This is a genomic window from Agarivorans sp. QJM3NY_25 (assembly GCF_050870875.2).
Taxonomy (GTDB): domain Bacteria; phylum Pseudomonadota; class Gammaproteobacteria; order Enterobacterales; family Celerinatantimonadaceae; genus Agarivorans.
In genome coordinates, this window is record NZ_CP194041.2 from 1,880,898 (window position 1) to 1,893,240 (window position 12,343).

At 43.2% G+C, this 12,343-nt stretch carries 14 protein-coding genes; all 14 read left to right on the forward strand.

The genetic code is table 11. From position 1 onward, the window contains the following. The first annotated feature begins 80 nt into the window (after positions 1-80). The 14 genes from ACRRSW_RS08705 (at position 81) to rfbA (ending at position 12,327) form a co-directional block, all read left to right on the forward strand. Positions 81-569 (forward strand): chemotaxis protein CheW, encoded by a 489-nt coding sequence (locus ACRRSW_RS08705; RefSeq protein ID WP_432453599.1) that lies wholly within the window; start codon positions 81-83, stop codon positions 567-569. Next, positions 570-995, forward strand: coding sequence for a DUF2802 domain-containing protein (locus tag ACRRSW_RS08710; RefSeq protein WP_432459124.1), 426 nt, complete (start codon positions 570-572; stop codon positions 993-995). A 623-nt stretch (positions 996-1,618) separates the two neighbouring features. Then, entirely contained in the window at positions 1,619-2,254 is a 636-nt protein-coding gene (gene ccmA, locus ACRRSW_RS08715) for a cytochrome c biogenesis heme-transporting ATPase CcmA (protein ID WP_432459125.1), read from the forward strand. Further along, positions 2,254-2,919: a heme exporter protein CcmB gene (ccmB, locus tag ACRRSW_RS08720; RefSeq protein WP_432453596.1), complete on the forward strand. Its 666-nt coding sequence runs from the start codon at positions 2,254-2,256 to the stop codon at positions 2,917-2,919. The genes ccmA and ccmB overlap by 1 nt, the downstream gene beginning before the upstream one ends. A 38-nt stretch (positions 2,920-2,957) precedes the next feature. Beyond that, the gene (locus ACRRSW_RS08725; protein ID WP_432453595.1) at positions 2,958-3,710 is read left to right on the forward strand and encodes a heme ABC transporter permease; all 753 of its coding nucleotides are present in this window, start codon (positions 2,958-2,960) and stop codon (positions 3,708-3,710) included. A gap of 1 nt (position 3,711) precedes the next feature. Next, the gene (gene ccmD / locus ACRRSW_RS08730) at positions 3,712-3,921 is read left to right on the forward strand and encodes a heme exporter protein CcmD (RefSeq protein WP_432453594.1); all 210 of its coding nucleotides are present in this window, start codon (positions 3,712-3,714) and stop codon (positions 3,919-3,921) included. Beyond that, positions 3,918-4,412 carry a cytochrome c maturation protein CcmE gene (ccmE, locus tag ACRRSW_RS08735; protein WP_432459127.1) on the forward strand — a complete coding sequence of 165 codons (495 nt, stop codon included), beginning with the start codon at positions 3,918-3,920 and terminating at the stop codon, positions 4,410-4,412. Before ccmD ends, ccmE begins: the two co-directional genes overlap by 4 nt. Before the next feature lie 11 nt (positions 4,413-4,423). Next, on the forward strand, positions 4,424-6,418 hold the full coding sequence (locus ACRRSW_RS08740; protein ID WP_432459128.1) for a heme lyase CcmF/NrfE family subunit: 1,995 nt from the start codon (positions 4,424-4,426) through the stop codon (positions 6,416-6,418). Then, positions 6,419-6,949, forward strand: coding sequence for a DsbE family thiol:disulfide interchange protein (locus ACRRSW_RS08745; RefSeq protein WP_432453591.1), 531 nt, complete (start codon positions 6,419-6,421; stop codon positions 6,947-6,949). A 5-nt stretch (positions 6,950-6,954) separates the two neighbouring features. Continuing rightward, entirely contained in the window at positions 6,955-7,425 is a 471-nt protein-coding gene (locus ACRRSW_RS08750; RefSeq protein ID WP_432453590.1) for a cytochrome c-type biogenesis protein, read from the forward strand. Further along, on the forward strand, positions 7,422-8,687 hold the full coding sequence (ccmI, locus tag ACRRSW_RS08755) for a c-type cytochrome biogenesis protein CcmI (protein WP_432459129.1): 1,266 nt from the start codon (positions 7,422-7,424) through the stop codon (positions 8,685-8,687). The genes ACRRSW_RS08750 and ccmI overlap by 4 nt, the downstream gene beginning before the upstream one ends. A gap of 176 nt (positions 8,688-8,863) precedes the next feature. Further along, positions 8,864-9,625, forward strand: a complete 762-nt coding sequence (locus ACRRSW_RS08760; protein WP_432453588.1) for an MlaA family lipoprotein — start codon at positions 8,864-8,866, stop codon at positions 9,623-9,625. A gap of 408 nt (positions 9,626-10,033) precedes the next feature. Beyond that, on the forward strand, positions 10,034-11,035 hold the full coding sequence (locus ACRRSW_RS08765) for a response regulator (protein WP_432453587.1): 1,002 nt from the start codon (positions 10,034-10,036) through the stop codon (positions 11,033-11,035). A 419-nt stretch (positions 11,036-11,454) separates the two neighbouring features. After that, a complete protein-coding gene (rfbA, locus tag ACRRSW_RS08770) occupies positions 11,455-12,327 on the forward strand; it encodes a glucose-1-phosphate thymidylyltransferase RfbA (protein WP_432459130.1) in 873 nt (290 codons plus the stop codon). The last annotated feature ends 16 nt before the right edge of the window (positions 12,328-12,343 follow it).

Here is a 12,343-nt window from a genome sequence, read left to right on the forward strand (position 1 = left end):
GTTTTATAACTTATGATATATACTTGAATAGATAAGAGTTGCGAGATCCAATTGGACTCATGAATAAAAAGGACATGCAGATGAGCGAGCAGCGTAACGTCGCAGAAAATATTGCCGAGGATGAAGTTCTACAATGGGTAACTTTTCAGTTGGAAAGTGAGACCTATGGTATTAACGTGATGCAGGTACAAGAAGTATTACGTTATACAGAAATAGCGCCGGTGCCAGGAGCGCCAAACTATGTTTTAGGCATTATCAACTTGCGTGGTAATGTGGTCACGGTGATCGATACGCGTTCCCGGTTTGGTTTGCCTTCATCAGATATTACCGAAAATTCACGGATCGTGATTATAGAAGCTGAATCACAAGTCATCGGGATTTTAGTGGATAGTGTTGCTGAGGTGGTTTACTTACGTTCTTCTGAAATAGATGCCGCACCAAACGTGGGTACTGAAGAGAGCGCGAAGTTCATTCAAGGTGTTAGTAATCGGGATGGACAGTTATTAATTTTGGTTGATCTCAATAAGCTGCTTTCTGATGAAGAGTGGGATGAAGTAAGCTCAATATAAATGGATTGGATTAATCTTGTTGCGTTATTGGTTATGTTGCTTGGCCTTGTGGGTGTTTACTGGTTAACACACAAGGCTAATCGACATATAGATTACAGTGAAGCCAAAATGGCGAGTTTGGAACTGGTTATTAAAAATTTGTTAAGTAAGCATCGAGCCGCTGAAAAAGAGCTGCAAGAGTTACACGTAGCCAATGCTTCTTTAGTTCAAGAATTAGAACGTCAGGCTGAGCAAGTCGAGCAAGCGTTTATTCGTAGCGCTCAAATTGAGTCACAAGATCCTGACAGCAAGTTGTACACCCGTGCCGTCAAATTGGTCGAGTTAGGCGCTGATTTAGAAGAGGTGATGCGCGAATGTGAATTACCTAAAGCCGAGGCTGAACTTCTATTAAGTCTACGGAATAAAATGAAAGGGCAAGCAAGCTAGCCTTGCCTTCTCTTCTCTCTGAACCACTGCACTTGCCAAGCCCCGTTTGCTGTTTGTTCCACAAAATCCTATTATCATGATTGAGTCAGAGTCGCTACAATGCTCGTTTAAAGTAGACTAAATGGTAGGTCTTCGGAACTGAATTGAGTGGTATTTGATTCAGCTAAATTAATTGTTCAGGGCAAGGTTGTTGTATTGTCCTGCGTTGTTGCTGCATGAATCTGCTATTTTATATGTTCTTATTGTAATCGGTAGGGGGGCCGCTGTAGTTGTTTTAGCTTGATTGGTTTTTCTTTGTATTTTGGACTGTTATCTCGATCTGCTTATCTTTTACATCTATTTTCTGAGTCAGTTGTCAGTTGTTCTTGATGACAGCCTTATGCGCTCGAGCTTCTAGTCGGCGGCCATGACCTATACACGAACGGCCGACCATATTCGATTGCTTCTGTATTTTGCGGAATGGTGTTTATTTCATCGTTGCTGGTCCGACTGAATATCTATTTTGATTTGGCTTTACTTTGATGGAACATCTCCTTAACATATTCGTTATTTCAATTGCTTGCCTAGATTTACGATCTAGCTGTGATACCATCCCGACACTTATTATATCAAGACACATTTGAATGCTGGAAGCTATTGGACTTTGCTGTGTTAGAGAAGAGCGCGTTCTTTTTGACAATTTATCGTTTACCTTAAACGCTGGCGATATCCTGCAGGTAGCGGGTCCCAACGGTGCGGGGAAAACTAGTTTATTACGTTTGCTTGCAGGTTTGTCTCGTCCTGAGCAGGGAGAGATCCATTGGCAAGGGCAGAGCATTAATCAAATCTCTGATAGCTTTCATCAACACTGCCTGTATCTGGGGCATCATGTTGGGGTAAAGGCAGAGTTAAGTGCCGTAGAAAACCTACAGTTTTATTTGGGGGTGGCGGGTCAGTCCATGTCATTGGGGCAGCTATACGACTTGTTGGCTCGAGTCGGTTTAGCGGGTTTGGAAGATGAACCAACAGCACACTTGTCGGCTGGACAGCAGCGCCGAGTTGGCTTGGCTAGGTTATGGCTTGTGGAACGTCAATTATGGATCCTAGATGAGCCCTTTACCGCAATCGATAAGCAAGGTGTTACTTATTTAGAAGCCGTACTGAAGCAACATGCAGAGGCCGGCGGAATGATATTGCTCACGACGCATCAAACTTTAAATATCGATAGTGCCCATTATCGCGTGTTAAACATTGAGCCTGCTTATGAGGAAATTGTTTAATGCGGGTTTTTGTGAGTGTTGTTAAACGTGAGTTGTTAGCTGCATTTAGACAAAAGTCAGAAGTTGTCAATCCGTTATGGTTTATTTTGATTGTGATAACTTTGTTTCCTATTGCCGTTGGGCCAGAGCCGCAGTTATTGGCGAAAATTGCGCCTGGAATTTTATGGGTAGCGGCTTTACTCTCCTCATTATTGTCTTTAGAGCGCTTATTTCGAGATGATTATGCCGATGGCTCATTAGAACAGATGTTGTTGAGTGGCTCGTCTTTAGCGTTGATCGCTTTAGCAAAAACAGTGGCGCATTGGATGATTACAGGCTTACCAATTTTACTGCTATCACCGCTGCTTGCAGTTTTGTTATCCCTAGAATGGCAAAGTTTTAAGGCTACATTCTATACCTTATTATTAGGAACCCCTGTACTGAGTTTAATTGGTGCAGTGGGCGTAGCCTTAACAGTGGGCTTGCGTAAAGGTGGTGTATTGCTGAGCCTATTAGTTTTACCTTTGTATATTCCTATATTGATTTTTGCGACTTCTGCGATTGAAGCCGCATCATTAAACTTGCCCTATACGGGCCATTTAGCGATTATGGGTGCGATTAGCTTATTGGCGCTCACTTTGGCTCCCTTCGCTACCGCCGCGGCATTAAGAGTTAGCGTTAACTAAATATAATAATAAATTATTGTCAGAGAGTACTTACCCTAATGTGGAAATGGTTACATCCTTATGCAAAACCGCAAGCCAGCTATGAACTTGCTGGAAAATTTGTACCTTGGTTGAGTGTATTGGCCCTTATTAGTTTTGTGGTGGGCTTAATTTGGGGCTTGGCCTTTGCGCCCGCCGACTATCAGCAAGGCGATAGTTTCAGAATTATTTATATTCATGTTCCTTCGGCAATATTATCGATGGCGGCTTATTCGTCGATGGCAATTGCCGCTTTTATCGGCTTGGTGTGGCAAATTAAACAAGCTGATATTTATGTGGCTGCAGTCGCTCCTGTTGGCGCTGTCCTTACCTTTGTTGCTCTATTTACTGGGGCTGCTTGGGGGAAACCAATGTGGGGGGCATGGTGGGTATGGGACGCTCGTTTAACCTCTGAGTTAATTTTGTTGTTTTTGTACTTAGGTGTCATCGCCCTATACAACGCATTTTCGGATAAAGTTATGGCTGGCAGAGCCGCTGGGATCTTGAGTCTAGTGGGCGTTATTAATTTGCCAATCATTCACTATTCCGTGGAATGGTGGAATACCCTACATCAAGGGGCCACGATTACCAAGTTCGCGAAACCGTCGATTGATTCTCAAATGTTATGGCCCTTATTGCTGAACATATTTGCTTTTGGGTTTTTCTTGGTTGCGGTCAGTTTGGTTCGCTTTAGAACCGAGCTGTTAAGGCGAGAACGCCGCCGCCCTTGGGTACAACAACTTCTTATCAAGCCAGATCAACGGGAGGGTTAATATGATGCAATTTGATTCAGTCGCTGATTTTTTTGCGATGGGTGGTTACGCGTATTACGTATGGCTGGCCTATGGCGTGAGTGCTCTCGCCATGGGAGCGTTGGTCATCGATAGTTTGATTAAACGAAGAGCGATTATTAAATCGGTGACGCATTATTCGGTGCGGCGAAAACGGGTACAAGCAGCGAAAGAGATGAGCGAGCACTTATGAATCCTAGACGTAAAAAACGCTTAACCATTGTTATCTCTATTGTGTTGGGTTTAGGGGCATCCATTGGTTTGTTGCTTTATGCACTGGCGCAAAATATCGACTTGTTTTATACCCCCACAGAATTAGTTAAGGGGAAAGGTCCACAGGCACTTAAACCGGAACTGGGTCAGCGATTGCGGATTGGTGGTTTGGTATTGCCTGGCACTGTTGAGCGTTCTGCAACAAGTTTACAAGTGAGCTTTAAACTGAGTGATGCCGGCGGTGAGATTGCGATTGTTAATTACGAAGGTATTTTGCCGGATCTATTTCGCGAGGGGCAGGGGATTGTCGCGCAAGGCGTATTGACCGCCGCTAACACCGTGTCGGCCTTCGAAGTATTGGCTAAACATGATGAAGAATACATGCCGCCCGAGGTTGCCGAATCTTTGATTGGAATGGAACATTTTAAACCTGAATATACTGAAGCCCAATTGCAGGGCTCTGCTCACTAGAGATATCTATTATGATTCCAGAACTTGGACATTATGCGTTGATCCTAGCGGTCACATTGGCCATTTTACAAAGTGTTTACCCTTTGTGGGGGGCTAGTAAAAATAGTGTTTTGCTGATGCAGTCGGCAAGACCTTTAGCTTTGGCCCAATTTGCTTTTGTTGGATTGTCGTTTGCGATTTTGAGTTATGCCTTCGCGGTCAATGATTTTTCAGTCGCTTATGTCGCGAATAACTCAAATAGCCATTTACCTCTATATTTTCGTTTATCTGCGGTTTGGGGAGCTCACGAAGGCTCCCTATTGCTTTGGGCGCTCATTTTATCTGCTTGGGGAGCAGCGGTTGCATTATTTAGTCGAAGCTTGCCGCTAGATGCTGTGGCGCGAGTGGTCGCGGTGATGGGGATGATATCGGTCGGTTTCTATTTATTTATTTTACTTACTTCAAATCCCTTCGAGCGCACGCTGCCGTTTTTCCCAGTTGATGGTCACGATCTTAATCCATTGTTGCAAGATGTCGGATTAATCTTCCATCCCCCGCTATTGTATATGGGGTATGTGGGCTTCTCGGTGGCCTTTGCTTTCGCTATTGCGGCCTTAATCTCAGGACGTTTAGATTCAACTTGGGCTCGTTGGTCTCGTCCTTGGACAATGGCTGCTTGGGTATTTCTTACTGTCGGTATTGCGCTCGGTAGCTGGTGGGCGTATTACGAGTTAGGTTGGGGTGGTTGGTGGTTCTGGGATCCAGTTGAAAATGCTTCTTTTATGCCGTGGTTGGTAGGAACTGCTTTGTTGCATTCTTTGGCGGCAAGTGAAAAGCGTGGGGTGTTTAAAGCGTGGACGGTGCTATTAGCGATTTCAGCTTTTTCTTTAAGTTTACTGGGCACCTTTCTGGTTCGCTCCGGTGTATTGGTGTCGGTACATGCCTTTGCTAGCGATCCGGCCAGAGGACTATTTATTTTAGCCTTTCTGCTGGTGGTTGTGGGCGGTTCGCTATTGCTGTTCGCGCTGCGTGCTTCAAAGGTTAAGAGCCGTGGATCTTATCGTCTGTTCTCGCGAGAAACTTTTCTGCTGATCAACAATGTATTGTTGGTGGCTGGCTTGGTTGTCGTGTTACTTGGCACTTTATTGCCGTTGATCCATAAGGAAATTGGCTTAGGAAGCATTTCGATTGGTGCCGCTTTCTTTAACCGAATGTTTAGCTGGATGATCGTTCCCTTTGCCGTTGCTTTGGGGATTGGCCCATTGCTGCGTTGGAAGCATCAAGATCCTCGGTCATTAAAAAAGCCCTTAGTTTGGCTTGCTCTGGTGAGCCTGTTATTGCCAGCCATACTGATGTTCATTATGGCACCGCAGTTCTATGCGCTGGCATACATGGCCTTAGTACTGGCGATTTGGATCATCACATGTACCGCTTTAGAAGTCTATTTACGGGCAACCCATCGTCATCGTTTTTCTAAGGGCTTGAGTACCTTAAGTCGCTCTCATTGGGCGATGGTATTAGGACATATAGGCTTAGCTGTATCGATCATTGGTATTTCGATGACCAGTCATTACAGTATTGAGCGAGATTTGCGTTTAGAGGCAGGGGACTCGGTGACTTTTGCCGCTTATCGTTTTCACTTCAAGCGTGTGGAACCCTTACAGGGGCCGAATTATCAGGGGCATGTAGCAATTATTGACGTTTATAAAGGCGCTGACTTGAGTACCACCTTACGTGCCGAGAAACGCTTTTATCGAGTACAGCGAAATATGATGACCGAGGCAGCTATCGACGCTGGTTTATGGCGTGATTTATACGCAGCCATGGGCGAGCAGTTACCCGGTGGCGCTTGGGCGGTCCGTTTATACTATAAGCCATTTATTCGCTGGATATGGTTTGGAGCGCTGATTATGGCGATCGGTGGATTGTTTGCCATAAGCGATAAACGTTATCGTTTTAAGGTGAAGCGAACACACCACAAAGATACGCTTGCTCATGAAACAAAAGCTTATGTGGAAGGTGTTTAAATGAATAAGCGATTATTTTATTTTCTACTGCCTTTGTTACTTTTTTTGTTAGTCGCCATATTTTTATATCGTGGCTTATATAGTGATGCAACAAAATTGGAATCGGTATTGGTGGGGAAACCAGTGCCAGTTTTTACCCTACAAGATCTTTATCAACAAGATAAGCAGCATAGTGCTGATATTTTTAAAGGACAACCGTTGCTACTCAATGTGTGGGCGACTTGGTGTCCGACTTGTCGCGCTGAACATGCTTTTCTGAATAGCTTATCCGAACAAGGGGTGAAAATCGTAGGTCTTAATTATAAAGATGACCGACAAAAAGCCATTGATTGGTTAACTCAGCTTGGTAACCCCTATCAAATTAATCTATTTGATGGAAAAGGACTACTTGCCTTAGATTTGGGCGTATATGGGGCTCCCGAAACTTATTTCATCGATAGTCAAGGTATCATTCGGTATCGCCATGTTGGTGATGTAAATGCTCGTAACTGGCAGCAGGAATTAGGCGCTATATACAGTCGCTTGGAGTAATGACGATGAGATTAAGGCAAGCCTTTTATCTTATATTATTGGTAATACTGCCGCAGTTTGCGATGGCGGCGATTGAGGTCCATGAGTTTGACTCTGTACAGCAAGAAACCTTGTTTAGAGAGTTGACTCAAGAGCTTCGTTGTCCAAAGTGTCAGAATAACAATATTGCTGATTCAAATGCGGGCTTGGCGCAAGATCTGCGAGAGAAAACCTACCAGATGGTCAAAGCGGGTCGCTCTAAACAACAAGTTTTGGATTATATGGTGGCCCGTTATGGTAATTTTGTGCGTTATGATCCTCCGTTGACTCCCGCGGTTCTGCTGTTATGGTTGGCACCAGCTTTTATTATTATTTTTGGCTGTTTCACTATATGGCGTTTGGCTAGGCGCAAACCAGCCCCAGTCGTTGGTTTAGATGAACAAGAACAAAAGCGATTAGCTGAGCTAATTAAACAAACGGAGCGAGAGTCAGAATGATAGTTTTTTGGTTAGCTGTAGTGGCTTTAACCTTACTTGCCTTGGCCGCAGTGGTTTTACCACTCTGGTTGCGCCGCCAGCAAGCATCACTTACCCAAACCGATTTAAATAAAGCATTGTATAAAGATCGGCTGTTAGAAATCGAGCAAGAAAATCAGCAGGGCTTAGCGGATGATCGCGAACAGCTGGTGACGGAGCTACAACACAATCTGTTAGACGATATTCCTGAAAGTTCGCTTAAAGCAGAAACTCGTTATTCAGCTTGGGTATTGTTAGTCAGTTTGGTCTTCGTTGCCACAGTTCCTGTGGGACTCTATTATTATTTGGGGAGTGCGAAACAAGTTCAACATTGGCAATCGATCATCCAGCAAATGCCAGAATTGAGTAATAAGGTGTTGTTAGCTCAAGGTGGACCGGTTAGTGAGCAGGAACTTACCGATTTTGCTTTGGGTTTACGAACCAAGCTTTATCAAGATCCGAATGATAGCCGAGGTTGGTTTTTATTGGCGAAGGTAGGCCAAGCAATGAATCGTTTGGATGTGATGACCGATGCGGCTGAAAAAGCCTACGCGCTAGATGCCGATAGTCCCAATGTGTTAGTCGTTTATCTTCAGTCATTGTTTTATAGCGGTGATGCGATGGCAAAGGCTCGCGCCGAGCGTTTGTTGGTGGCGACTTTACAGAAAATGCCAAATCAACTGGAATTGTGGTCATTATATTCTTTTTTAGCAGTCGAGCAGCAACAGTACTCATTGGCGATCGAGCGTTGGCAAAAAATGTTAAGCCTCGTTGATTCTGGTTCAGAACGCGCTCAAATGTTGAATAAAAATATTCAATTTGCCCAAGCGCAAATTGCTCAGCAGAGCCAGGCGCAAGCGCAACAGCAACAGCAATCATCTTTATCAACAGAAACTCCCACCTCAGAGCCAAACTACAGCGTGACGGTGAACCTGCAAGATGGTTTAGTCGCACCAGAATCGAGTTTCTTATTTGTGTTCGCAAAGGCTGTGAATGGGCCGCCAATGCCATTAGCCGCCAAGAGAATTGCCCACCCTAAGTTCCCATTAACCGTTACACTTTCAGATAAAGATAGTATGATGGAAGGCTTGAAATTATCACAACAAGCTGAATTCTATATAAGCGCTAGATTGTCTTACGATAATAATGCACAGACAACCACTGGCGATTGGGAAGGGAAGTCGTCAACGATTTCCCAAGGCAGTGATTTACCTATTTCTTTATTAATTAATACTCCCTTGTAGTTTTGTAGGTGTATTGTCAGTATTTAAAGTTTGCGCTATTAAGCGATTGAACTTAATGACATAATAAATGGCTGCTGAAAGGCAGCTTTAATTTTTGTATGATTGGATTGCGTTAAACAAGAGCATTTTGTTTGTTAAGTTCTATAGTTGTAACGTTACCAAGGAAGGAGCATTCAGTGCTACGTCATGTTGTATTTGCGTTTTTGACGTTTACCGCGATTTTTTCAACTGCTTTATCGGCAGCGGAACAAGGTGAGCCAGTTACCGGTTTTTCTGATCCTTTTGAAGGGTTTAATCGCAGCATGTGGGAGTTTAACTACAATTATCTAGATAAACCCATCTATCGCCCGGTCACTCATGTGTATGCTGATTATGTGCCCTTTGGTTTGCGTGAAGTCTTAAACAATGTGATCCGAAATTTGGAAGAGCCCGCTAGTTTTGCGAACAATTTATTGCAAGGAAAAGTTGAGCGTGCCTCGAATAATTTAGTTCGATTTTTGTTTAATTCCAGTTTTGGGATATTTGGAATTTTTGATCTGATGGGACGTTCAGGAGCCAAGCGAGACATCGAAGAGTTTGGTGATGTAATGGGCTTTTATGGCGTCCCTGAAGGGCCATTTGTCATGATACCGGTATTAGGACCGACGACCGTGCGTAAAGAGGTGGGGGACTGGGTTGATGCCTTTGCTTCTCCGTTGTCTAACTTAAGTTATGCGGAGCAGGCGGTAAAATGGGGTTTAGATGGACTGTATAAACGGGCTTCAGTGATTGAACAAGAACCGCTACTAGACAACTCTCTTGATAGTTACACCTTTATCAAAGACGCTTATCTACAATACCGACTTTATCGTTTTTATAATGGTAAGCCTCCGACTCAGTCGAAACAGGATATCGATTCCGCCCTTGAAGGCTATTTAGATGAAATCGAAGGTTACTAAACGCGATTGGATTTTTGTTGGAATGGCCTTTGCTCGGCCCTTGGTCTAGGTTCATTTTGATCTGAATTGTGAGCGTTTTGCTCACAATTTAGGGCGATATAAGAGCTTTTATTGCTATAAAAATAAAGTCTGGTAAATAAATTTACCTATAACATTAATCGCGATGATTATGCCTAATGGAGTCACAGTTCTCATTTTACTGAGCTATGCTTATTGAAGCAAAGCTCGGTTCTGCTGTATCGCAAACCCTCAATCTCCTCGCTTAAGGTTATGTTTCAGTTAGTTTTTGGTTGTTTTTATTTTTTGTAAGCAAGCTAGCGTTCTCGAGTTATTACTTATATAGTCAAGCTGTTAAGCCTTAAAACACGTTATTAACTTATTAATAAATAAGGAAAAGGTTGTCGATTAATGCCTCAGCATGATGAGAATCCACTTTATGGAATTTCTATATTAGTTGTAGAGGACGAACCTGTGTTTCGTCAGCAACTGCTTGCCTTCTTGACTCAGCAGGGTGCTTTAGTATGCACTGTTGAAGATGGTTATGAGGCCTTGCAAGCGATTGCTCAGCAGTCTTATCAACTGATATTGATGGATCTACAAATGCCGAGGATGAACGGGCTTGAGTTGTTGGAACATCTTGATAGTTTTCCGGGAATTATTATTGTTATTTCTGGAAAAAGTAGCATGGCCGATTTACGTAAAGTATTACAACTCGGTGCCAGTGATTTTTTGGTGAAACCATTAATCGACTTTAGAGAATTAACGCATACGATTCTTTCTAGTTTATCGATGCTGGAGCAACAAGATTCACAAATGGAATTTGCTGAATTTAGTGAGCATAAGGCACATTTTAAGGCGAATGATGCGCAAGCAAGCTTGGTTTTAAGAGAAATGTTGCCCAAAACCACGCAAGAAATTGTGGGTTTCTTTTGTCATTATCGTCTAAAAGGACAAACTTTATTTCCGCTTATCAAGCAAATCGATCAACATCATGTTGGTTTTTTAGTGGTAGATATTTGTTTGTTGGGTGACGAAGGGGTTATTGCTGCAGTCATTATTAACGGTTTCTTTCAAGATATGTGGAACCGTTTCTTAGTGAATGATCGCTCAGCTCTGCAACCCAGTATGGCATTAAGTACTTTAAATAAGATTATTAAAGCTGCCGATTTAAGAGCTTCTGTGGGCTGCTTGTACGGCATTATCGCCCATGATAATGTGCACTTTGCTAATGCTGGTCTACTTGATGCCCCCTCGCCATTTGATGCTGCTCATCCAGGTTTGGCTTTAGGCTTGAATGTTGATGCGCATTATCAAGAAGGGGCGGCAAAGCTGTCTGATATTGGGTTTAGCCTACGATTTAGAAACCTAGCCGAAGACCATATTAATTTAAAATTATTTCCGGTGACTTAATTTACCTTGGACGATCTTATAAGGGGGCTCGAACCGCAATCTAGACCGAGCTTGACGGTTAAATAGTCTTTTGAAACATCCAGTATTGAAACTAACCCAAATTGCTTGATCTCCTCTTTTGTAACGCGCCATGCGGTCGTATTGCTCTTCTCGGCAAGGATTCAGTTTTTATTTAGCCTATAATTTTGCTTCCAATGAAAGGTTACAGCGCAAATGCTGTCTCTAAGGGCATGGCAAAATAAATGAATTCATTGCTTGTGAAAGAGGTTAATTAGACGTCATAACAACGAACCGGCATCCTTCATGCTATCATCACTATTTCAGTATGTGCTTCTGCTATTCTTTGTTTGTTGCTGTACTCAATCTGTCAAAATCAGTAGTATTGCAGCCATTTAGACGAATCAGGGTAAAGGCGTAGCATGAACAGAAAAGGTATTATCTTAGCGGGGGGCTCGGGAACTCGACTTCACCCGCTTACCAAAGTGATTAGTAAGCAATTAATGCCTGTTTATGATAAACCAATGATCTATTATCCGGTCTCAACACTATTGCTTGCGGGGATACGAGATATATTGATTATTTCAACGCCGGAAGAGTTACCCCGCTTTAAAGAATTGCTGGGTAGTGGTCGTCAGTGGGGCGTGCGGTTTGAATATGTCGAGCAGCCTTCACCGGATGGCTTGGCACAAGCATTTATTTTAGCGGAAGATTTTCTCGATGGCGCTCCCGCTTGTTTAGTGCTGGGTGACAATATATTTTATGGGCATGACTTAATTAAGTCTTTGAGAAAAGCTAATCAGCATAAAACTGGTGCAAGTGTATTTGGTTATCATGTTACCGATCCTGAGCGTTACGGTGTGGTTGAGTTCGATGATTCGGGGAAAGCGATTTCTATTGAAGAGAAACCAAGCACTCCTAAATCTAATTATGCGGTCACTGGCCTATATTTTTATGATGAGAAAGTGGTTGAGTTGGCAAAGACCATTCAGCCTTCTGCTCGTGGCGAACTAGAAATTACCGACTTAAATAATATCTATCTTCAACGAAATGAGTTGAGCGTTGAATTAATGGGGCGTGGCAGTGCTTGGTTAGATACTGGTACACACGACTCTTTACTGGAAGCATCTCAGTTCATTTCGGTGTTAGAAAAGCGCCAAGGATTAAAGGTTTGCTGCCCTGAAGAAATAGCCTATCGGCAGGGTTTTATTGATATTCAGCAATTAAAAGCGCTCGCCGAACCGATGTTAAAAAATGGTTATGGGCAATACTTGATGAACCTAGCAAACGACTAAGCATGTAGCCAAGAGA

Bases quoted from the DNA above. Each gene is read 5' to 3' on its own strand.
- ACRRSW_RS08750 (WP_432453590.1), top strand. From the start codon at position 6,955: ATGAGATTAAGGCAAGCCTTTTATCTTATATTATTGGTAATACTGCCG.
- ACRRSW_RS08740 (WP_432459128.1), top strand. From the start codon at position 4,424: ATGATTCCAGAACTTGGACATTATGCGTTGATCCTAGCGGTCACATTG.
- ACRRSW_RS08765 (WP_432453587.1), top strand. From the start codon at position 10,034: ATGCCTCAGCATGATGAGAATCCACTTTATGGAATTTCTATATTAGTT.
- ACRRSW_RS08705 (WP_432453599.1), top strand. From the start codon at position 81: ATGAGCGAGCAGCGTAACGTCGCAGAAAATATTGCCGAGGATGAAGTT.
- ccmA (WP_432459125.1), top strand. From the start codon at position 1,619: ATGCTGGAAGCTATTGGACTTTGCTGTGTTAGAGAAGAGCGCGTTCTT.
- ACRRSW_RS08745 (WP_432453591.1), top strand. From the start codon at position 6,419: ATGAATAAGCGATTATTTTATTTTCTACTGCCTTTGTTACTTTTTTTG.
- ACRRSW_RS08725 (WP_432453595.1), top strand. From the start codon at position 2,958: ATGTGGAAATGGTTACATCCTTATGCAAAACCGCAAGCCAGCTATGAA.
- ccmI (WP_432459129.1), top strand. From the start codon at position 7,422: ATGATAGTTTTTTGGTTAGCTGTAGTGGCTTTAACCTTACTTGCCTTG.
- ccmD (WP_432453594.1), top strand. From the start codon at position 3,712: ATGATGCAATTTGATTCAGTCGCTGATTTTTTTGCGATGGGTGGTTAC.
- ACRRSW_RS08710 (WP_432459124.1), top strand. From the start codon at position 570: ATGGATTGGATTAATCTTGTTGCGTTATTGGTTATGTTGCTTGGCCTT.
- ccmE (WP_432459127.1), top strand. From the start codon at position 3,918: ATGAATCCTAGACGTAAAAAACGCTTAACCATTGTTATCTCTATTGTG.
- rfbA (WP_432459130.1), top strand. From the start codon at position 11,455: ATGAACAGAAAAGGTATTATCTTAGCGGGGGGCTCGGGAACTCGACTT.
- ccmB (WP_432453596.1), top strand. From the start codon at position 2,254: ATGCGGGTTTTTGTGAGTGTTGTTAAACGTGAGTTGTTAGCTGCATTT.